Consider the following 21,333-nt stretch of genomic DNA (forward strand, 5'->3'; position numbering starts at 1 on the left):
ATGACAAAGGCAGATACTATTTTTAAAGAAAATATTCGAAAAATTTTAGATGAAGGTGTTTTTTCTGAAAATGCACGCCCTCGTTATAAAAACGGGCAAGTGGCTAACTCTAAGTATATTACAGGTTCTTTTGCTGAATACGACTTGAGCAAGGGAGAATTTCCTATTACAACGCTTCGGCCGATTGCTATCAAGTCAGCTATCAAAGAGGTGCTCTGGATTTACCAAGACCAATCCAATAGCTTAGATATTTTAGAAGAAAAGTACAATGTCCATTATTGGAATGATTGGGAAGTGGGAGATACTCGCACGATTGGCTTACGCTATGGCGCTGTTGTTAAGAAACATGATATTATCAATAAAATCTTGAAACAGCTAGAAATCAATCCTTGGAATCGACGAAATATTATCTCGCTTTGGGATTATGAAGCGTTTGAAGAAACAGAAGGTCTACTACCGTGTGCTTTTCAGACCATGTTTGATGTACGCCGTGTAGACGGTGACATTTATCTGGATGCAACTCTGACACAACGCTCAAATGATATGCTGGTAGCTCATCATATCAATGCCATGCAGTATGTAGCATTGCAAATGATGATTGCTAAGCATTTTGGCTGGAAAGTTGGTAAATTCTTTTATTTTGTCAATAATTTGCACATTTATGATAATCAATTTGAACAGGCTAAAGAATTACTTCGACGTGAACCAACTAACTGTACGCCACGCTTGGTTTTAAATGTTCCAGACGGAACCAACTTTTTTGACATTAAAGCAAAATATTTTGAATTAGTTGATTATGATTCTGTTAAGCCGCAGTTGAAATTTGATTTAGCGATTTGAGAATGAAGTAATTTTCAGATTTTCAAAATCTAAAAAATAAAGGGCTGTATCTAACTATTTTCACCAGACATCATAAAAGAATGGATTTCTTGTGCGATATAAATTAGTGTTGATTTGATAGTTAAAGTCAGCCTTTTTTTGTGAAATTTGATAAAATAGAAATATCAATTCAAAGGATGAGGAAATGATAAAGAAAATTGTAGCTATTTGGGCGCAAGATGAGAATGGCTTGATTGGGCGAAACAACACATTGCCCTGGCATTTACCAGCTGATCTCAAGCATTTTAAAGAAATGACAACTGGGCAGGCTATTTTAATGGGGCGAGTGACTTTTGATGGGATGAACCGCAGAGTATTGCCCAATCGTACTACGATTATTTTAACGAGAGACAAATCCTATCAGGCAGAGAATGAGCTAGTTCTGGTGTTTCATGATGTTGCTTCTGTTACGAAATGGTATGAGACTCAGGAAAAAACTCTTTATATTATTGGCGGTGGTCAGATTTTTTCTGCATTTGAGCCTTTAATGGATGAATTAGTTATTACCCGTATTCATGCTCGTTTACAGGGGGATACTTATTTCCCGAAAGATTTTGATATGACGAAATTTCATGAGCTCGCTCGTTCTTTTTATTCCAAAGATGAAAAGAATGAGTATGACTTTACTGTCACAACCTTTCAGAGAAAGGAGTCGTAAATGGAACGTAGTATTTTCGGATTTTTTACGGCTCTTTTATGTGTCGTTTGTGTTATGGCAGCAACGCAAGCTTTTCGTAAAAAACGGTATGGATTGTCAGTACTCTTTTGGCTGAATGCTTTTACAAATTTGGTGAATAGTATTCATGCTTTTTATATGACCTTATTTAAATGAGAAACAGAATAAACAACGAATAGAATTGGAGTGAAAAATGCCTACAAATCGTACAAACGAAATGATGGTTTATTGTTCTTTTTGTGGTAAAAGCCAAGAAGAAGTGCAAAAGATCATCGCAGGAAATAATGCCTTTATTTGTAATGAATGTGTGGAATTAGCACAAGAAATCATCAGAGAGGAACTAGCAGAAGAAGTGCTAGCAGACTTGTCAGAAGTGCCAAAACCACAAGAATTACTCAATATTTTGAATCACTATGTGATTGGACAAGACCGTGCTAAGCGTGCTTTGGCTGTGGCTGTCTACAATCACTATAAACGCATCAATTTTCATGATAATCGTGAAGATGAGGAAGATGTCGAATTGCAGAAATCCAATATCCTTATGATTGGTCCAACTGGTTCTGGCAAGACCTTCCTCGCTCAAACCTTAGCAAAAAGTCTGAATGTTCCTTTTGCGATTGCAGATGCGACAGCTTTGACAGAAGCTGGGTATGTCGGAGAAGATGTTGAAAATATTCTCTTGAAACTCTTGCAAGCAGCAGATTTCAATATTGAGCGTGCTGAACGTGGTATCATCTATGTAGATGAGATTGACAAAATTGCGAAGAAAAGCGAAAATGTCTCTATTACTCGTGATGTGTCTGGTGAAGGTGTTCAGCAAGCGCTCCTCAAGATTATTGAAGGAACTGTAGCCAGCGTACCTCCGCAAGGCGGCCGCAAGCATCCTCAACAAGAGATGATTCAAGTAGATACGAAAAATATTCTCTTTATCGTTGGTGGTGCATTTGACGGTATTGAAGAAATTGTCAAACAACGTCTAGGCGAAAAAATTATCGGTTTTGGTCAAAACAATAAGGCCATTGATGAAACTGGTTCTTATATGCAAGAAATCATCTCTGAAGATATTCAAAAATTTGGCTTGATTCCTGAATTGATTGGTCGTTTGCCTGTGTTTGCAGCGCTTGAGCCTTTAACAGTTGATGATTTGGTGCGAATCCTTCGCGAACCAAAGAATGCTTTAGTGAAGCAATATCAGACTCTTCTTTCTTATGATGATGTCAAATTGGAGTTTGATGATGATGCTCTTCAGGAAATCGCTAACAAGGCCATTGAACGCAAGACAGGTGCGCGTGGATTACGTTCGATTATCGAGGAAACTATGATGGATGTCATGTTTGAAGTTCCAAGTCAAGAAAATGTGAAGCTGGTACGGATTACTAAGGAAGCAGTTGACGGAACGGATAAGCCGATTTTAGAAACAGCATAAAGAGGTGTGCAATGGAAATTAACACACACAATGCAGAAATTTTGCTAAGTGCAGCCAACAAGTCTCATTATCCGCAAGACGAGATTCCTGAAATTGCCCTTGCAGGACGATCCAATGTTGGAAAATCTTCCTTTATCAATACATTGTTAAATCGAAAAAATTTAGCTCGAACTTCTGGTAAACCAGGAAAAACGCAACTGCTTAATTTTTTCAACATTGATGACAAGCTCCGCTTTGTGGATGTCCCAGGCTATGGTTATGCTAAAGTTTCTAAAACAGAACGAGCGAAGTGGGGCAAGATGATCGAGGAATATCTGACGAGCAGGGAAAATCTCAGAGCAGTTGTCAGTCTAGTGGATTTTCGTCATGAGCCAAGTGCAGACGATGTACAAATGTACGAATTTCTCAAATATTATGAAATACCAGTCATTGTCGTAGCCACGAAAGCTGACAAAGTTCCACGCGGCAAATGGAACAAGCATGAATCAGTCATTAAGAAAAAGTTAGATTTTGATAAAAATGATGATTTTATTATTTTTTCATCTGTTAATAAAGATGGTTTAGATGCAGCTTGGGATGCGATTTTGGAAAAAATTTAGGAATTGAAGAAAAACTGAGAATCATTTTCTCGGTTTTTTATAATGAATCTGTCACTAAATTGTAACTAAGAACTGGGAATTTTATGTTATAATCAAAATATATTATACTGGAGAAATAAGCTATGAGAAAGAAAAAATTGAAAAAAAGAATTTTAACAGTTCTAGCTTTGGTGACCGCTGCTTTATTGGTTAGTGCAGTTTTGTCCAAGCAAGTTCACCCAGCTAGTGCCAATGATGAGACTTACCAACGTCCGTTGACTCAAACAGAGGTGTTCATTTCACAAATTGGTGAAACTGCTCGCCAATTGGGACAAGAGAATGATTTGTATGCTTCGGTTATGATTGCACAGGCCATTCTGGAAAGCAATTCTGGACGTTCCGCCTTGTCAGCCGCTCCTCATCATAATTTGTTTGGCATCAAAGGACAGTATGCTGGGCAATCAGCCACAATGGCTACATTAGAAGATGATGGGCAAGGAAATACTTATAATGTCAATGCAGAATTTAGATCCTATCCAAGTTATGTTGAATCTTTACAAGACTATGTGGCGATTTTAAAACATAGCCGCTACACGTATGCTTGGAAGAGTAATACGACCAGCTATATGAATGCGACTGCTGCTTTAACAGGTGTCTATGCAACGGATACAAGCTATAATGTTAAGTTGAATAATTTGATTCAACAATATAATTTGACACAATACGATGTACCAAATGTGCAAGCAACCAATGTTGCAACAACTAACAAAGTCTACAATCCTTATCGCCAACAATACACAACACAAGAAGTGTTAGATTTGGATGTTGCTTGGGCAAATCGTCATCAATAATATTTTATTTGAAAGAAATTTAGTAGGGGAGAGCGACATCGTTCTTCTCCTTTTTATCTGGAATTCATCTAACAAAAATTCTCCTATAAAAATAATTGTATCCGCTAACAAATCACAGAGAAGGCTAGATTATGATAAAATAGAACTAGTTTTGTGTAGGAAAAGAGATTTCATGAAAGATTTATTGAAATATTTTAAGGGTTATATCAAGGAATCCTTGTTAGGACCACTTTTTAAATTGTTAGAAGCTAGTTTTGAGCTATTGGTGCCAATTTTGATTGCAACAATTGTGGACCAAACAATCCCTAAAAAAGATAGTGCGCATCTTTATACCATGGTCTTTTTGTTGGTTGTCTTAGCATCATTTGGTGTTGTTGTGGCGGTTATTGCTCAATATTATTCTTCAAAAGCAGCGGTAGGATTTACACGTCAATTAACTAAAGATTTATATCAAAAAATCATGCGTTTGCCAAAAGCTAGTCGAGATAGCTTGACGACATCTAGTCTGGTCACTCGTTTAACAAGTGATACTTATCAAATTCAGACCGGTATCAATCAATTTCTTCGTCTTTTTTTGCGCGCGCCGATTATTGTTTTTGGCTCAATAATCATGGCATTTTTGATTAGTCCAAGTATTACAGTCTGGTTTTTACTCATGGTTGTCATCCTAACGGGCATTATCTATATCATGTCACGCTTGGTGAATCCGCTTTACGCTAAAATTCGCCAGATTACAGATAAAATTGTCAATATGACACGCCAGCAACTGCAAGGTATGCGTGTTATCCGTGCCTTTGGGCAAACAAATAAAGAAATTCATGAGTTTAGAGATACCAATGAAATTTATAAGACCTGGCAGATAAAAACAGGAGTTTGGTCTAGTTTGATTAGCCCGTTGACTTTTTTAGTGGTAAATAGCACGTTAGTCATGGTTATTTGGCATGGGAATCTAGCTATTGGACAGGATTTGCTGACGCAAGGGAAATTAGTCGCTTTAGTCAATTACCTTTTGCAAATTTTGATAGAACTGTTGAAACTAGCTATGCTCGTCACTTCTTTGAACCAAAGTTACATCAGCGCTGGACGAATCCAAGAGGTTTTTGAACAGGAAGAGGAAGATGTACTAGCAGAACTGTCAATACGGCATTCTGTTGGTGCTCAATCTATTTCTGCCGAAAATGTTACCTTTACCTATCCACAAGCTGCTAGTCCAGCTTTGGAAAATATTTCGTTTGACGTACTATCTGGTCAGACTTTGGGAGTGATTGGTGGAACAGGCTCAGGAAAATCAACCTTGGTGCAGCTCTTAGCGCATTTGTATACGATTGATACTGGTCAGTTGGCTATTTTCAAAAATGGTCGAAGCCCTAGAAACCTTGAAGAGTGGCGCACTTGGATGAGTTTGGTGCCACAAAAAGCAGAATTATTCCGCGGAACGATTCGCTCAAATTTATTGCTGGGTTTGGAATACAAGGTGACGGATGAACAACTTTGGTGGGCTCTTGATATTGCGCAGGCTAGTGACTTTGTACAGGAAAAAGAAGGTCAGCTAGATGCAGTAGTAGAAGCTTTTGGTCGGAATTTTTCCGGTGGTCAACGCCAACGGTTGACGATTGCGCGCGCTATTTTACAAAAAGCACCTTTTCTGGTGCTGGATGATTCCACTTCGGCACTTGATTATTTAACAGAAGCTAAACTATTGCAAGCGATTAAAGAGCAGTTAAAGAACACGAGTTTGATTTTAATTTCTCAACGAACCAATAGCTTGCGTGCAGCTGATCAGATACTTGTCTTGGATAAAGGTCATCAGGTCGCTCTTGGCAAACATGAAGATTTGCTTCAAACGAGCGCTATTTATCGAGAAATTCATCTCTCACAACATAGTAAGGAGGAAAAGCATGAAAACGAGGTATTCTAAAAGTAGTCTGAAACGCCTTGCAAGTGATTTATTGCAGCAGCACTGGCTTTTCCTACTAGCTACAATTGGAACGATTGTTCAGGTTGCCTTGACCATTTATTTGCCAATTTTGATTGGAAATGCAGTTGATAGTGTTTTACTTCCCAATGCAAGTCAGCATTTGCTTCCAATTCTCTCGAAAATGGGTATGGTGATTGTTGCCAATACAGCGATTCAATGGCTCAATCCTTTAATCTATAATCAGTTGATTTATAGTTATAGTCAGAAACTTCGGGATGCAGTCATTCAAAAAATTCATCGACTTCCTTTGGCTTATCTTGATCGTCAAGGGAGTGGTGATTTAGTGAGTCGCTTGACGACGGACGTGGAGCAGTTAAATAATGGTCTGCTCATGGTCTTCAATCAGTTTTTTGTAGGCGTGTTGACTATTCTTGTAACGATTGTAACAATGGCAAAGATTGACTTTTTCATGATGATGTTAGTCTTGCTTTTAACTCCCTTATCTATGCTGATTGCGCGTTTTATTGCCCATAAAAGTTACAAGCTGTTTCAAAAACAAACAACAGCTCGAGGGCTGCAGACGCAGCTCATTGAAGAAAGTTTCTCTCAAGAAAGTTTGATTCACAGTTTCAATGCCCAAGAGCAATTCATTACGGATTTTACAAAGGGCAATGAGAGCTATGCGGACTATTCTCAGGATGCTATCTTTTATTCCTCTACTGTCAATCCAGCAACGCGCTTTGTGAATGCTCTTATTTATGCCATTGTTGTTGGATTTGGTGCGGTTCGTATCATTAATGGCTCTAGTTTCACAGTTGGACAATTAGTGACATTCTTAAATTATGTCAACCAATACACCAAACCATTCAACGATATTTCGTCTGTTATGGCTGAATTACAAAGCGCCCTTGCTTGTGCAGAGCGCTTGTACATGATTTTAGATGAAAAAGAAGTTGTGGAAACTGGAAAAGAAGAACTCACGAGTGAAGCAGTACGGGGTGCGATTCATTTTGAGCACGTCCGTTTTGGTTATGAAAAAGATAAACCTTTGATTCACGATTTAAACATGACCATTCCAGCAGGAAGCAAAGTTGCTATTGTCGGACCAACTGGTGCTGGAAAATCGACTTTAATCAATCTCCTCATGCGTTTTTATAATGTAGATGCGGGTAAGATTAAGTTAGACGACAGAGATATTACAGATTACACCAGAGTTTCATTTCGCCAGCAGTTTGGTATGGTTTTACAAGAAACATGGCTGAAGACAGCGACAATTCATGAAAATATTGCTTTTGGAAGACCAGAGGCTAGCCGAGAAGAAGTAATTGCAGCAGCTAAAGCTGCTAATGCTCATTTCTTTATCCAGCAATTGCCACATGGCTACGATACTTATCTAGCAGATGCAGGAGATTCTTTGTCACAAGGACAACGCCAGTTATTGACCATTGCGCGTGTTTTTCTAGCGGTTCCTAAAATCCTGATTTTGGATGAGGCAACATCCTCTATTGATACGCGGACTGAAGTGCTCATTCAAGAGGCTTTTAATAAGCTAATGGTAGGAAGAACCAGTTTTATCATTGCTCATCGCTTGTCTACCATTCAGAATGCAGATATCATTTTAGTGTTGGTTGACGGAGATATTGTGGAACATGGCAGTCATCAAGAGCTGATGCGAGCACAAGGCGTTTATTACCAAATGCAGACAGCTCAAGGGAACTTGGCTGTTTAAGATCGACTAGGAGAACAAACTTATAGCTGTTCTTTGCGGACCAGCTCTATTACTGTCTCAGTCAAGCGATAGATTTTCTGACAAACTTCTTTGAGAAAGGTGCGGTCATGTGAAACGGTAATGATAGCGCCGTTATAGTCTGTAAAAAGTTTTCGTACTTGTGGCTGAGAAGTGGGAGAAAAGTTGCGTGTCGGCTCATCTAGCAACAAGACATTTGCTTGATCTAATACCATTTTTAGAAGCAGTAATTTAGCTTTTTGTCCACCAGATAGCTGGGAAATAGAATGTTGCACTTCATTGCGCGTGAATTGCAGACTGGCTAGGTGGGTGAGGATTTTTTCTCGCTCAATCCCCTCTCCTGTGGATGTTAGAAAATCTATTGGAGAATCGACTTCGTTTAAACTATCAGGATAGATTTGAGGCATATACCCTAGCGTAATGCCTTTTTTCTTTTGTAATAGATTTCGCAGTTCTTTGATAAAAGTAGATTTTCCAGCACCATTTTCACCAATAATCCCAATCTTTTCCTGCCCTAAGAGTTCAAAATTTATATTTTGGGTTAAAGTGCGTTCTCCTACCTTCAAACACATTTGCTCGAGAGTGACTACTCTTTTTGTAGATGGCAGAGGAGTGATAGCAGGAAATTTCAGATTGATAGCATCTGCCTGTATTGGCAATTCTGTCAGTTCAGCCGCTTCTCTCTCAAATCGTTTGCCCTGTGAGAGGACGTTTTTCATTTTTTTAGCCACTAATCTCCCAGCCGTGCTATCATGAGTGTTGCGTAGCACATACTCCACACTTTGCTTGACACGGTGGTGCTTTTCCATTGTTTTTTGATATTCTTCTCGTTCTTTTTTTGCATCTTTAGTTTGCTTTTCAAATGCGGTCTGTCTTTGCTGGCTGTAATTTTCATAATCAAGATTCTGTACGGTCGTCCGAGCTTTTTGCTTTTTCTTAACCAATTCCAAATGCACGATTTTTGTTGCTGCATGACTTAAAAGACTTTCATCATGTGAAACAAACATGACTGTTTGAGGTGTATTTTGCAAAAAATTCTCCAGCCAAATCATAGTATCGATGTCTAAATCATTAGAAGGTTCATCTAAAAAGAGAATGTCCCAATTTGTAGAGAGGATTTTTAAAAGCTGCACTTTTAATGTTTCACCACCGGATAAAGTGGCTATTGTTTGCTGACTAGTAAAACGTTCGCTATCAAAATGTAATTCTTGAGCAAAGCGGTAAAGTTTGCTGTAATCTAAGTCTACGTTCAAATCGCCAAAGAAGTAATCGTTGAGGGAGAGCCTTCTTTCATTTTCAGGCAAAGTTTGCGGCAAATAAGCATAATGACTATAGCTTTTCTGAATCTCTCCGGTATAGCTAATATAATCTGAAACAAATCTTTCATCCATAAGTAGTTTTAGAAGGGTCGATTTTCCATTTCCTTCTTCTCCGATAATGCCGGCTTTATCGCCTGCATTGACAGTAAGTGATAAATCGCTAACTAAGTCTTTCAAATCTTTTAAATGGGTAATAGTTAAATGTCGAATTTGTAGCATACAAGTCTCCTTTTGATGTTCATTGTCATTTTAGAGCTAAGAAAAACAACCCTATTTATCTAGTAGAGCTGTTCTTGTTTTTGGATTGCCAACAAACATTGCAAAACAGAGTAGTTTGCAACGACTATATTTATCATTGAGAAGTTTGAAAAAATTTTCTTTTATGAAAAATAGGCAAGAGCATAACAAAAAATCTACTAGATAAAGTTTCCTTTAAGCAATAGATTTCTTGTACATAAACTCCTTACCTCCGAATTTTACTGATTTTAGTGTAGCAAAAAAGGCGTTAAATGTCAAAAGAGTATCGAGAAAAAAGTTTGTCACCAACAATAAATTGAATATAAATGTAAAAAAGAGTTTGGGACAAAAAGATTTTAATTTTTAAAAATCTTAATTATTAAGCCCTTCTAATCTATAATTAAATGCGAAAAGCGAATAAAGCAGAATTCTGATTACCAGAAAACTAGTTTTGTTCGCTTTTTATATTTGAGGTCGGACTTTTGTCCCAGCCTCTAAAGTAGTATTACACATTCAAGACTTTGTCCAAGAAGTCTTTGAGACGTGGGTGCTGTGGATTATCAAAAATTTGATCGGGTTTGCCGTCTTCTAAGAATTCTCCGTCAGCTGTAAAGATGACACGGTTGGCTACTTGACGAGCAAATCCCATTTCATGAGTCACGATAATCATGGTCATGCCTTGCTTGGCCAATTCTTTCATAACATTGAGAACATCTCCGACCATTTCGGGGTCAAGAGCGGAAGTAGGTTCGTCAAAGAGCATAATATCAGGATTCATAGCAAGTCCACGTGCAATCGCCACACGTTGTTTTTGTCCACCTGAGAGACTGTTTGGCATGGCATCAGCTTTATCAGAGAGACCGACTTTTTCTAATAATTCCATACCAAGTTTATCTGCTTCAGCTTGTGTCATCCGTTTATGCTCGACAGGAGCAAAGGTGATATTTTCCAAAACTGTCATGTGAGGGAAGAGATTGAAGTGTTGGAAAACCATGCCGATATTTTCACGAACCAAGTCGACATCTGTTTTTTTGTCAGTTAGGTCGAAACCGTCCACGGTAATAGAGCCGCTTGTAACTTCTTCAAGCAGGTTTAGGCTACGTAGAAAAGTTGATTTTCCAGAGCCAGAGGGGCCGATGATGCAGACCACATCTCCTTCATAGAATTTTGTTGTGATTCCTTTTAGGACTTCATTTTCCCCATAGTATTTATGCAAATCATTGACATCAATTTTTAATTTAGCCATTATTTAATCCTCTTTTCTAAGCGTTTTGCAAGTCTCGTTAAAAGAGTGATGATAATCAAGTAAAAGACTGCTAGGATAGCATACATTTTGAAGCTTTGATAGTTACGAGCAATGATGATTTTACCTGTTTGGAAAAGTTCAACAAGACCGATAGCAGAAACGATTGTAGTATCTTTCAAAGCAATAACAAACTGATTGACGAAGTTTGGTAACATGATTTTTGTTGCTTGTGGCAAAATAATCTTTCTCATGGTTTTTGAGTAAGAAATACCAAGACTTCGACTGGCTTCCATTTGTCCAGCTGGAACAGCTTGAATCCCACTACGGACAATTTCTGCAATATAAGCACCTGCATTGAGAGAAAGAGCAATTGTACCAGCTACAAAATCGTTAATCGGACTTTGATGCCCTGTCATTGATTCAATGAGATTTGGAATGCCCCAGAAGATAAAGGCTGCGAGAATCATAAGTGGGATTCCACGGATGACATCCACGAAGATTTCTGAGATGACGCGGAGGGCTTTGACGGGACTCACGCTAAACATTCCAAAGATGATGCCGATGACCATAGCAATAGCAAATGACAGAAGCGCAAGAGCAATGGTGATACCAAGTCCGCTTAACAATTGTTTATAGTTGTTTTGGAGAAGCCCCCAAATGGTTGTTTCATCAACTGTACTGTCTGAAGAGCTAGAAGCAGAGCTGGTCTTTTTCAAATATTTATCAAGAATTTTTTGATATTGACCGTTCTTTTTAATATTTGCCAAACCATTGTTAAACATTTGGATCAATTCAGGATTACTACCTTTTTTCACTGCAAAAGCAGTATCTCCGATAGGGGTTCCCTTGATTGGAGTTTTTAGTTTTTGACCTTGACTAATGGAATATTTGACAACAGGTTCATCGTCCATAACGGCGTCCACAGAGCCAGAGTTTAAACTGTCATACATAGAAGAAGCGTCAGCGAATGTCTTGATTTTATAGCCATACTTGTTTTGATTTTCTGTTAAGAAGGTTTGCGAAGCAGTACCATTTTTTACGCCGACTGTTTTGCCTTTCAAGTCTTTATATGAAGCAATTGTGCTAGATTCTTTAACAGCAAGGATTGCATTTGCAGTATAATATGGTTCTGAGAAATCAAAGGTCTCTTTACGAGCATCTGTCACAGACATTCCTGCAATCATTCCATCAGCTTGTCCAGATTGTACAGCATTTAAAGCGGCATCAAATCCGGGATTTGTGATTTCAATTGTGAAACCTTGGTCTTTGGCAATGGCTTTTATCAAATCCATGTCAATCCCAGTATATTTATTGTTGCTGTCTTGGAAGACGAATGGTGCAAAGGAAGAGTCACTCGCAATGGTATATGTTGATTTTACAGGAGTAGCTTTTTGACCAGCAGGAGTAGTGGTTTCTGGAGTAGAACTAGTTGTTTTCGTAGTTGTAGAACTTGTCCATTTTGTGATGATTTTGTCAAGAGAACCATCTTTTTTCATTTGAGCAAGTGCTTCGTTAAATTCTGTTATCAGATATTCATACTTGCTTCCCTTTTTGACACCAAAAGCAAAACTACCAACAGCTTCTCCTTTTATAGAGATTTTTAAATTTTGACCTTGTTTAATAGCATACTCAATGACTGGTTGGTCGTCCATCATGGCATCAATCGAACCAGAATTCAAGCTGTTGTAAGTCAAATCAGTTGTGTCAAATGTTTTGATAGTAAATTTGTATTTGTTTTTGATTTTTTCTAGAAAGCGTTGAGAGGCAGTTCCGTTTTTAACCCCAACAGTTTTCCCTTTTAATTGGGAATAACTGCTGATTGTATTGGCTTTAGTCGTTGCAATGACAACTTTTGTATCATAATAAGTATCAGACATAGTGAAGACTTTTTCGCGATCTTTGGTCTTTGTCATGCCAGCCATGATAGCATCTGCTTGACCAGACTGAACAGCGTTAACGGCTGCGTCAAAGCCAGGGAAAGTCATATTGATGTCCCAACCTTTTAGTTCAGCAACTTTATTGATGATATCTACGTCAATACCTTTATAAGTTTGATCGGAATCTTTAAATTCAAAAGGTGCGTAAGCTGTATCAGATACCACTTTGATTGTATCGGCATGAATGCTTGTTACAGCAAAGAGTGGTAGTAAAGCTAACAAAAAAGCTATAATTTTTTTCTTCATGAGTCTCTCCTTTAAAGAATATTTTTAAATTATACCAAAAATATCTTTAAAATACAAATATTTTGTATTTTTATGTTAGATTTTATAACATAGACGAAAATTTCTTTTTTGATTTGCATAAAATAAATATGATATAATAATCAAAAAAGGAAAGGAGATTTTATGTTTCAATCTCGTATGCTTGATAATGTGAAACAGTCCCGTTACATTCCACCTATTTGGTTGGCAGTTATTCTCTCGATTGTTTTTGTTTATGGAGGTGAAATTGTCGGCGGGCTTGCATTGGTTCCAATTTCGATACTGCTGGGTCTTGTGTTTGGCCTTGTTCATTCTGGGGCAGACTTTGTAATGATACAAGAACTGATATCGCATTATATGATTTTCATTCAACTCTTCCTCTTTTTCTTTATTTCTTTGGCTCTCTTTCTTTGGGTGAAATGCGTTGAAAAAAGACCTTTTTCAAGTCTTGGTTTTTTTAAGGAAAATTGGTTTAAAGAATTGGGAAAAGGTTTTTTGATTGGAGCGGCACAGTTTTCTTTCATAGTTGTCTTACTTTTGATGACAGGTGTAGGTAGGTTAGAACTCAACCATCTTAGTTTGGAGCCATTTCTCTTTATCATCGCCCTGATTCCGTTTTGGATGTTACAAGGAGGAACAGAAGAACTGGTGACGCGTGGTTGGCTATTTCCGACAGTTACTGCCAAGTCAAATATTTTGGTCGGTATTTTAATCTCTGCTAGCCTATTTGGTGCTCTCCATTTACTAAATCCTGGTGTGACGCTTCTTTCGATTGTCAATATTATTCTCGATGGTGCTTTTGCTTGTTTTTACATGCTAAAAACTGACAATATGTGGGGGCTGGCTGGTATTCACGGTGCTTGGAATTTTGTTCAAGGCAACATTTATGGTATTCAGGTCAGTGGTCAGGGAGCAGAAACTTCCGTCTTTGCTTACAATACGAAATCCAACGTAGATTGGCTTTCGGGTGGGGCTTTTGGAGCAGAAGGCTCTATTTTCACCAGTCTGGTGTTAATTCTCAGCATTTTCTATCTGTATTGGTCTCTTAAAAAAGAAGATAAATTACCAGCAGCATTACAATTTAAAAAATCAAATCTCACTTAGTTTTACTAGGTGGGCTTCTTATTATCCTAAGTCAGTGATATTTTTAGAAATATGATAAAATAAGAGAAGATTGTATAGAGGAAAAGAATAATGATAAATAGAATTACGGACAATAAATTTAAACTAGTTTCTAAGTATGAGCCCTCAGGAGATCAACCACAGGCGATTGAGCAATTAGTGGATAATATAGAGGGTGGTGAGAAAGCTCAGATTCTCATGGGAGCGACAGGAACTGGGAAGACCTATACTATGAGTCAGGTTATTCAAAAGGTTAATAAACCGACCTTAGTCATCGCTCATAATAAAACTCTGGCAGGTCAGCTTTATGGGGAATTTAAGGAATTTTTCCCTGACAATGCGGTCGAATACTTTGTGTCTTACTATGATTACTATCAACCGGAAGCCTATGTGCCTTCCAGTGATACCTATATTGAGAAGGACAGCTCTGTCAATGATGAGATTGACAAGCTTCGTCACTCAGCAACTTCGGCTCTCTTGGAACGCAACGATGTGATTGTAGTGGCGTCAGTCAGCTGCATTTATGGTTTGGGTTCGCCTAAGGAATACTCTGATAGCGTTGTCAGTCTGCGGCCGGGTTTAGAGACTTCACGGGATAAACTTCTCAATGATTTGGTGGATATCCAGTTTGAGCGTAATGATATTGATTTTCAGCGGGGGAAATTCCGGGTGCGTGGTGATATAGTAGAAATTTTTCCGGCTTCTCGTGATGAGCATGCCTTTCGAGTAGAGTTTTTTGGTGATGAAATTGACCGTATTCGAGAAGTAGAAGCGTTGACGGGACAAGTTTTGGGTGCAGTGGATCATTTAGCAATTTTCCCAGCTACTCACTTTATGACAAATGACGAAAATATGGAGATTGCCATTGGCAAGATTCAGGCTGAGCTGGAGCAGCAGCTGGCTATCTTTGAAAAGGAAGGGAAACTTTTAGAAGCTCAGCGGCTGAAACAAAGAACTGACTATGATATTGAAATGCTGCGCGAAATGGGCTACACGAATGGCGTAGAGAATTATTCTCGCCATATGGACGGACGGAGCGAAGGTGAGCCACCTTACACTTTACTAGATTTCTTCCCTGATGATTTTTTAATCATGGTGGACGAAAGTCATATGACGATGGGGCAAATCAAGGGTATGTATAATGGTGACCGCTCACGGAAGGAAATGTTGGTTAATTATGGATTTCGCTTGCCTTCTGCCTTGGATAACCGCCCGCTGCGTCGGGAGGAGTTTGAAAGTCATGTTCATCAGATTGTCTATGTATCTGCGACACCGGGCGACTATGAGCGGGAGCAGACGGATACAGTGATTGAGCAGATTATTCGACCAACTGGTCTGCTGGATCCAGAAGTAGAAGTGCGTCCGACTATGGGACAAATAGATGATCTTTTAGGCGAAATCAATGCGCGTGCAGAGAAGAATGAGCGGACCTTTATCACGACGTTGACTAAAAAGATGGCAGAAGATTTGACAGATTACTTTAAAGAAATGGGAGTTAAGGTCAAGTACATGCACTCAGATATCAAGACCTTAGAGCGGACAGAAATTATCCGCGACCTGCGGTTAGGTGTCTTTGATGTTTTAGTCGGAATTAACCTGTTGCGTGAGGGAATTGATGTACCAGAGGTCAGTCTGGTTGCTATCCTTGATGCAGACAAAGAAGGTTTCTTACGAAATGAGCGTGGTTTGATCCAAACCATTGGTCGGGCTGCCCGCAACAGTGAGGGTCATGTCATCATGTATGCGGACACGGTGACTGACTCCATGCAGAAGGCTATGGACGAGACCGCTCGCCGCCGTCAAATTCAGATGGCTTATAATGAAGAACATGGTATTGTACCGCAAACAATCCAGAAAGAAATTCGTGACCTAATCAGTGTAACCAAATCTGTCCTGCCAGACAAAGAAGAAATTGTCGAAATCGAAAGCCTCAACAAGCAAGAGCGCAAGGATATGATCAAGAAACTAGAAGGTCAGATGCAAGAAGCTGCAGGACTTCTCGACTTCGAACTGGCGGCACAAATCCGCGATATGATTTTGGAGATTAAGGCAGTGGATTAGAAAGACAAACAAAGCAAGAAGGGAAGAAGAATGCGTTATATTCTCTTACTTCGCGGCATCAATGTCGGCGGAAAAAAACAAGGTTATCATGTCTGATTTGAAGGCCGATTTGGTGGAGCTGGGCTTTGAGAACCCTATCTCCTACATCAACAGTGGCAATCTCTTTTTTGACAGTCAGGAGCACGAGGAAAAGATTAGGCCGATTTTGACGGCTTATTTCAGTCAATCCTATGACTTTCCAATCCCTTTTGTCCTTCAGCTCTGCTATTCTCTAAGAAGAAGTGGCAAAACTGTCTACTTGGTGGCAGGATGAGGCAGCCTATCGGCGCGATGTCCTCTTTTACCTGCTGGAAGCCAGTCGCGAGCAGATAGAGGAGGCGGGGAGCTGGGAAAATGACAGGGAGTTGCTGCATTTCGGTCAGATAGCCTTCTTTTACAGAAATAGCGATCAGGCTGACTATCTCAAGTCCAACTACCACAAGAAGCTACTCAAATCTAGCTTTTACAAGTCTTTGACTATTCGCAATGGGAAAACCTTTCAGAAAATTTTGGAGTTGGCAGATACTAGTTAAAGAGGCATTATTTTGTTTTTTTGGAAAACTAATGATAAATTGTTAATGAATATATATGTTTGAATAAAGAAAAAGAGTTTTTACTTTTATTTTCATCATGCTGAAAACATTCAGTAGATAGGAGAATTTATGATTGAATTTAAGGATGTTACAAAAGTGTACGATGACAAGATAGCGTTGAATCATCTGAATTTAACGCTTCAGAGTGGAGAAATTGTAGGTTTAATTGGACACAATGGTGCGGGAAAATCAACAACGATTAAATCATTGGTTAGTGTAATTAATCCAACGCATGGTCAGATTTTTGTGGATGGCAAGGAGTTAGCAGCTAATCGGTTGGAAATCAAGAAGAAAATCGGTTATGTGGCGGATTCGCCGGATTTATTCTTACGCCTGACAGCAAATGAATTCTGGGAATTGGTTGGAACTTCTTATGATATGAGTCCTTCAGATTATGAGAAACGTTTAACGGAGCTACTAGAATTATTTGATTTTACAGCTCATCGCTATGAAGTCATTGAATCGTTTTCGCATGGAATGCGGCAAAAAGTATTTGTCATTGGTGCTCTTTTGTCTGATCCAGATATCTGGGTGTTGGATGAGCCTTTAACTGGTTTGGATCCTCAGGCGGCTTTTGACCTTAAACAAATGATGCGAGAGCATGCAGATAAAGGAAATACTGTTTTGTTCTCAACCCATGTTTTAGAAGTGGCAGAGCAATTGTGTGACCGTATTGCCATTCTCAAAAAGGGAGAATTGTTGTTTTATGGTACGATTGAAGAATTGAAAGGTCAACATCCTGAAAAATCCTTAGAAAGTATTTACCTCAGTTTGGCAGGTCGTAGAGAAGAGGTGAGTCCTGATGCGTCTTAAAGCGATTCGCTCCCTCATTCATGCAAATATCATTTATACGACACAATCAACTAGGCTTTCTAGTTATCGTAAAAAACAGCAAAAAAATCCAAATAAAAAAGGAAATGTTGCTAGAAATCTAGTGATGAACTATCTCTATGCTGGAATTTTGTATGCTTGTATATTTGGTGTACAAGGGGCTTTTTTACCACTTGCTCAGAATCCAGGGCTGTTTTCGAATTTTGTCAGCGTCTTTTATTTATTCATCTTTGCACAGGGATTTCTTTCCTTTTACAATGTTTTTTATGAAAGTAAAGACTTGCAAGCTTACCGACCTTATGCCTTTAGTGAGAGCGAAATTATGGTTGGGAAAGGATTTTCTGTTCTTTTAACTACTTTAATGGGAGTGTTTCCGATTGTTATTTACTTTATTAGTTTGCAAATGCAATCAGGTCAACCAATCTGGCTTGCAATCCCTATTCTGCTTATTTCGTTAGGAGTACTGTTTTCGACACTTATTTTCCTTCTTTTGGTTGGTGTTCATTTTATTACGAAAACAACTATTTTTAGGAAATATAAAAAGCTTGCCTCTAATATTTTACTGGCTCTTGCTACAATAATGGCTTTTGGTGCGATTTTATTGGTGAATTTGCAAAATAACTCTAACGTTAAAAACGCAATATTGCAAGATCAACCTGCTTATTTTCCGCCAATGACTATTTTTCATGCTTTCAGTATGCAACCTTTTGCTTTGAATTCGTTGCTTGGAATGGGAACATGGATAGTCGTAGCTGTTATATTATTTATAATTGTTAAGCGAAAGGTTTTACCAGAATTTTATGAAGCTGCAATGACCACAACAGCAACGGTCAATAGACAAAAACGAACGAAAATTTTCAAGATGAATGGACTTAGGAACTTTCCGCAGTTTGTGTTGCGCTATCAATTAAACCTAATCAGTGATGGCTCCGTCTTATTACAAACTCTTTTGATGCCTAGTGTGTTACCTTATTTTATTTTAATTCCGTTAATGGCTAGTTTTATGCAGTATCGTGAAATGATTTCTCCTTATTTGACAACAAGATTTGCTTTTCCATTGATGTTAATAGCAACATTTGTAGCAAGTTTAAATACAGGTGGAGCAAATTTAACAGGAATTGGCATTTCACTTGAACGTGAAAATTATGATTATTTGAAAGTATTACCTTTTGATATGGCACGTTATCTTAAACTTAAGTTTTGGAATTTATTTGTCATTCAATCCATTTTACCATTCATTTTATTGACAATTTTTTCCTTTGTTGTCGGCGTGCAACCAGTTGCTATTGTCTTGATGATTGTAGCTTGGACATTGACCTGTTTAGCATGGAGTGCATGGGGATATCATCGTGATAAACGCCTACAAGTGACCAATTGGTCAAATGTGACGGAATTATTTAATCGTGAAAATAATTCACTAAAGATGATTTTAGGAATTGTTGCTATGATTATTTACATAATCATTATTGCAATAAGCGCTTATTTCATTCTTGTATCACCAGATTTAGTGGGCTATTTGTTAGCAGGTACTTTTCTGATTGCTCTTGCAATGATGGCATTTTTACTGACAAATTATTATTTGAAAAAAGTTCAAACTGAAGTAGAAAATTAAGCTGAAAATTTTTGAATATTTACTATGTTTTTATTGCTTAGCAAGAATATATTGATAAGAGATCTATGTATTTTAGTGTGTGCTTTGAAACATCTATATACTAAATTTATGCTATAATAAATGCTATGTATACCAAACCAACTTCTGCCTATGTACACATTCCGTTTTGTACTCAAATTTGTTATTATTGTGATTTTTCTAAGGTCTTTATCAAAAATCAGCCAGTTGACGCCTACTTAGAGCACTTGCTTCAAGAATATACTTCTTATGATATAAAGCATTTACAGACGCTTTATATCGGTGGTGGGACACCGACGGCTCTTTCAGCGAAGCAGCTGGAGTTTTTATTGGCAGAGCTGACGAAAAAGCTGGATTTGTCATTGTTAGAGGAACTGACTATTGAAGCCAATCCAGGAGATTTGGATCCGGATAAGATTGCTGTTTTAAAGGTTTCGCCTGTGAACAGGATATCTTTAGGTGTTCAGACTTTTGACGATCGCATGCTCAAGCAAATTGGCCGAAGTCATTTAGAAAAAGATATTTATGAAAACATCGCCAATCTGAAGTTGGCTGGTTTTGACAATATCTCGATTGATTTGATCTATGCACTACCCAAGCAGACCATGGACAACGTGCGGGAAAATGTGGCCAAGGCCATTGCACTAGACATCCCTCACATGAGTCTTTATAGCTTAATTCTAGAAAATCACACGGTTTTTATGAACCGGATGCGGCGTGGAAAGCTGCCTTTACCGAAGGAGGACTTGGAAGCAGAGATGTTTGAGTATATCATTGAGGAGTTGGAAAAAGCTGGGTTTGAACACTATGAGATTTCTAACTTTTCTAAGCCAGGTTTTGAGAGTCAACACAATCTCATGTACTGGGACAATGCGGAATATTTTGGTATTGGAGCCGGAGCATCTGGCTATGTCAATGGGGTTCGCTACAAAAATCATGGTCCCATCCGTCATTACTTAGAGGCGGTCGAAAAAGGTAATGCCCGTGTGAGTGAGGAACACCTTAGCAAGCAAGAGATGATGGAAGAAGAAATGTTTCTGGGCTTGCGCAAAAAGTCAGGTGTTTCTAAAAAGCGTTTTGAAGAAAAATTTGGTGTTTCTTTTGATCGGCAGTATGGTCAAGTTGTAACAGAATTGACTGAGCAAGGACTCTTAGTACCTGACAAAGAAATCGTTCGTATGACTAAAAAGGGTCTATTTTTGGGTGATACGGTCGCAGAGAAATTTATATTGGAGTAAATTATGGGTTTAACTTATCAAATGAAAATGAAAATTCCGTTTGACATGGCGGATATGAATGGTCATATCAAGTTGCCTGATGTCATTTTGCTGTCCTTACAGGTATCAGGTTTGCAGTCCATTGATTTGGGGATTAGTGACAAGGATATGCTGGAGAAATACAATCTGGTCTGGATTATTACTGACTATGATATCGATGTGGTACGGCTGCCTAAATTTGGTGAAGAAATGACGATTGAAACAGAAGCACTTTCCTATAATCGTCTCTTTTGTTATCGTCGTTTTACCGTTTTTGATGAAAATGATGTTGCTGTGATTGAAATGATGGCTACCTTTGTCCTTATGGACAGAGACAGTAGAAAAGTGCACGCTGTAGAGCCAAAGATTGTTGCGCCTTACGAGGCAGAATTTTCTAAAAAGTTGATTCGTGGACCAAAATATCCAGAACTGAAAGATTCGACCAGTAAAGATTATCATGTTCGGTTTTATGATTTAGACATGAATGGTCATGTCAACAACAGCAAGTATCTGGACTGGATTTTTGAAGTTATGGGTGCTGATTTTCTCATGAAACACGTTCCCAAAAAAGTTCACCTCAAGTATGTCAAGGAAGTGCGACCTGGTGGGCAGATTACCTCTAGCTATGATTTGAATGGATTAGAGAGCAATCATCAGATTTCCAGCGATGGTGATACCAATGCACAAGCTATGGTAACTTGGCAAGAAATCTCATAAGAGAAA

At 38.4% G+C, this 21,333-nt stretch carries 17 protein-coding genes and 1 pseudogene; 15 read left to right on the plus strand and 3 right to left on the minus strand.

The features are described from left to right. The 8 genes from EL087_RS03745 (at position 1) to EL087_RS03780 (ending at position 8,057) form a co-directional block, all read left to right on the plus strand. Positions 1–840 (plus strand): thymidylate synthase, encoded by an 840-nt coding sequence (locus EL087_RS03745; RefSeq protein WP_126406919.1) that lies wholly within the window; start codon positions 1–3, stop codon positions 838–840. Between the two features lie 184 nt (positions 841–1,024). Further along, positions 1,025–1,537 carry a dihydrofolate reductase gene (locus EL087_RS03750; RefSeq protein WP_126406921.1) on the plus strand — a complete coding sequence of 171 codons (513 nt, stop codon included), beginning with the start codon at positions 1,025–1,027 and terminating at the stop codon, positions 1,535–1,537. Beyond that, positions 1,538–1,711 (plus strand): hypothetical protein, encoded by a 174-nt coding sequence (locus EL087_RS03755; RefSeq protein ID WP_003024903.1) that lies wholly within the window; start codon positions 1,538–1,540, stop codon positions 1,709–1,711. A 37-nt stretch (positions 1,712–1,748) separates the two neighbouring features. Further along, a complete protein-coding gene (gene clpX, locus EL087_RS03760) occupies positions 1,749–2,981 on the plus strand; it encodes an ATP-dependent Clp protease ATP-binding subunit ClpX (RefSeq protein ID WP_003027977.1) in 1,233 nt (410 codons plus the stop codon). A gap of 11 nt (positions 2,982–2,992) precedes the next feature. Continuing rightward, a complete protein-coding gene (gene yihA, locus EL087_RS03765; protein WP_126406923.1) occupies positions 2,993–3,580 on the plus strand; it encodes a ribosome biogenesis GTP-binding protein YihA/YsxC in 588 nt (195 codons plus the stop codon). A gap of 122 nt (positions 3,581–3,702) precedes the next feature. After that, positions 3,703–4,410: a glucosaminidase domain-containing protein gene (locus EL087_RS03770; protein ID WP_049512925.1), complete on the plus strand. Its 708-nt coding sequence runs from the start codon at positions 3,703–3,705 to the stop codon at positions 4,408–4,410. 172 nt (positions 4,411–4,582) lie between these two features. Then, the gene (locus EL087_RS03775) at positions 4,583–6,328 is read left to right on the plus strand and encodes an ABC transporter ATP-binding protein (protein ID WP_126406925.1); all 1,746 of its coding nucleotides are present in this window, start codon (positions 4,583–4,585) and stop codon (positions 6,326–6,328) included. Continuing rightward, positions 6,309–8,057, plus strand: coding sequence for an ABC transporter ATP-binding protein (locus EL087_RS03780; protein ID WP_126406927.1), 1,749 nt, complete (start codon positions 6,309–6,311; stop codon positions 8,055–8,057). Before EL087_RS03775 ends, EL087_RS03780 begins: the two co-directional genes overlap by 20 nt. Positions 8,058–8,077: 20 nt before the next feature. Here the strand turns inward: EL087_RS03780 and EL087_RS03785 are convergent, their stop codons facing one another. From EL087_RS03785 to EL087_RS03795, 3 genes are all read right to left on the minus strand, one after another. Then, a complete protein-coding gene (locus tag EL087_RS03785) occupies positions 8,078–9,613 on the minus strand; it encodes an ATP-binding cassette domain-containing protein (RefSeq protein ID WP_126406929.1) in 1,536 nt (511 codons plus the stop codon). Between the two features lie 523 nt (positions 9,614–10,136). Next, positions 10,137–10,877, minus strand: a complete 741-nt coding sequence (locus EL087_RS03790; protein ID WP_126406931.1) for an amino acid ABC transporter ATP-binding protein — start codon at positions 10,875–10,877, stop codon at positions 10,137–10,139. Beyond that, on the minus strand, positions 10,877–13,060 hold the full coding sequence (locus tag EL087_RS03795) for an ABC transporter substrate-binding protein/permease (protein ID WP_126406933.1): 2,184 nt from the start codon (positions 13,058–13,060) through the stop codon (positions 10,877–10,879). Before EL087_RS03795 ends, EL087_RS03790 begins: the two co-directional genes overlap by 1 nt. A gap of 162 nt (positions 13,061–13,222) precedes the next feature. Between EL087_RS03795 and EL087_RS03800 the strand changes: the two genes are divergently transcribed. From EL087_RS03800 to EL087_RS03835, 7 genes and pseudogenes are all read left to right on the plus strand, one after another. After that, positions 13,223–14,182 (plus strand): CPBP family intramembrane glutamic endopeptidase, encoded by a 960-nt coding sequence (locus EL087_RS03800; protein ID WP_057489629.1) that lies wholly within the window; start codon positions 13,223–13,225, stop codon positions 14,180–14,182. Positions 14,183–14,272: 90 nt separating this feature from the next. Beyond that, the gene (gene uvrB / locus EL087_RS03805; protein ID WP_057489630.1) at positions 14,273–16,261 is read left to right on the plus strand and encodes an excinuclease ABC subunit UvrB; all 1,989 of its coding nucleotides are present in this window, start codon (positions 14,273–14,275) and stop codon (positions 16,259–16,261) included. A 30-nt stretch (positions 16,262–16,291) separates the two neighbouring features. Beyond that, positions 16,292–16,833 (plus strand): annotated as a pseudogene (locus tag EL087_RS09330) (DUF1697 domain-containing protein). Positions 16,834–16,962: 129 nt separating this feature from the next. After that, positions 16,963–17,706, plus strand: a complete 744-nt coding sequence (locus tag EL087_RS03820) for an ABC transporter ATP-binding protein (RefSeq protein ID WP_022525912.1) — start codon at positions 16,963–16,965, stop codon at positions 17,704–17,706. Further along, entirely contained in the window at positions 17,696–19,336 is a 1,641-nt protein-coding gene (locus EL087_RS03825) for a hypothetical protein (protein WP_057489631.1), read from the plus strand. Before EL087_RS03820 ends, EL087_RS03825 begins: the two co-directional genes overlap by 11 nt. A 125-nt stretch (positions 19,337–19,461) precedes the next feature. Beyond that, on the plus strand, positions 19,462–20,592 hold the full coding sequence (gene hemW, locus EL087_RS03830) for a radical SAM family heme chaperone HemW (RefSeq protein ID WP_057489632.1): 1,131 nt from the start codon (positions 19,462–19,464) through the stop codon (positions 20,590–20,592). Between the two features lie 3 nt (positions 20,593–20,595). Continuing rightward, a complete protein-coding gene (locus EL087_RS03835) occupies positions 20,596–21,327 on the plus strand; it encodes an acyl-[acyl-carrier-protein] thioesterase (protein WP_003027992.1) in 732 nt (243 codons plus the stop codon). Positions 21,328–21,333: the final 6 nt, after the last annotated feature.

It is taken from the genome of Streptococcus milleri, assembly GCF_900636525.1.
GTDB lineage: Bacteria > Bacillota > Bacilli > Lactobacillales > Streptococcaceae > Streptococcus > Streptococcus hominis.

Coding starts and splice junctions, on each gene's coding strand:
- EL087_RS03780 (WP_126406927.1), top strand. CDS start 6,309: ATGAAAACGAGGTATTCTAAAAGTAGTCTGAAACGCCTTGCAAGTGAT.
- hemW (WP_057489632.1), top strand. CDS start 19,462: ATGTATACCAAACCAACTTCTGCCTATGTACACATTCCGTTTTGTACT.
- EL087_RS03835 (WP_003027992.1), top strand. CDS start 20,596: ATGGGTTTAACTTATCAAATGAAAATGAAAATTCCGTTTGACATGGCG.
- EL087_RS03795 (WP_126406933.1), bottom strand. CDS start 13,060: ATGAAGAAAAAAATTATAGCTTTTTTGTTAGCTTTACTACCACTCTTT.
- EL087_RS03775 (WP_126406925.1), top strand. CDS start 4,583: ATGAAAGATTTATTGAAATATTTTAAGGGTTATATCAAGGAATCCTTG.
- EL087_RS03790 (WP_126406931.1), bottom strand. CDS start 10,877: ATGGCTAAATTAAAAATTGATGTCAATGATTTGCATAAATACTATGGG.
- EL087_RS03755 (WP_003024903.1), top strand. CDS start 1,538: ATGGAACGTAGTATTTTCGGATTTTTTACGGCTCTTTTATGTGTCGTT.
- EL087_RS03770 (WP_049512925.1), top strand. CDS start 3,703: ATGAGAAAGAAAAAATTGAAAAAAAGAATTTTAACAGTTCTAGCTTTG.
- clpX (WP_003027977.1), top strand. CDS start 1,749: ATGCCTACAAATCGTACAAACGAAATGATGGTTTATTGTTCTTTTTGT.
- EL087_RS03800 (WP_057489629.1), top strand. CDS start 13,223: ATGTTTCAATCTCGTATGCTTGATAATGTGAAACAGTCCCGTTACATT.
- EL087_RS03785 (WP_126406929.1), bottom strand. CDS start 9,613: ATGCTACAAATTCGACATTTAACTATTACCCATTTAAAAGATTTGAAA.
- EL087_RS03820 (WP_022525912.1), top strand. CDS start 16,963: ATGATTGAATTTAAGGATGTTACAAAAGTGTACGATGACAAGATAGCG.
- yihA (WP_126406923.1), top strand. CDS start 2,993: ATGGAAATTAACACACACAATGCAGAAATTTTGCTAAGTGCAGCCAAC.
- EL087_RS03745 (WP_126406919.1), top strand. CDS start 1: ATGACAAAGGCAGATACTATTTTTAAAGAAAATATTCGAAAAATTTTA.
- EL087_RS03825 (WP_057489631.1), top strand. CDS start 17,696: ATGCGTCTTAAAGCGATTCGCTCCCTCATTCATGCAAATATCATTTAT.
- EL087_RS03750 (WP_126406921.1), top strand. CDS start 1,025: ATGATAAAGAAAATTGTAGCTATTTGGGCGCAAGATGAGAATGGCTTG.
- uvrB (WP_057489630.1), top strand. CDS start 14,273: ATGATAAATAGAATTACGGACAATAAATTTAAACTAGTTTCTAAGTAT.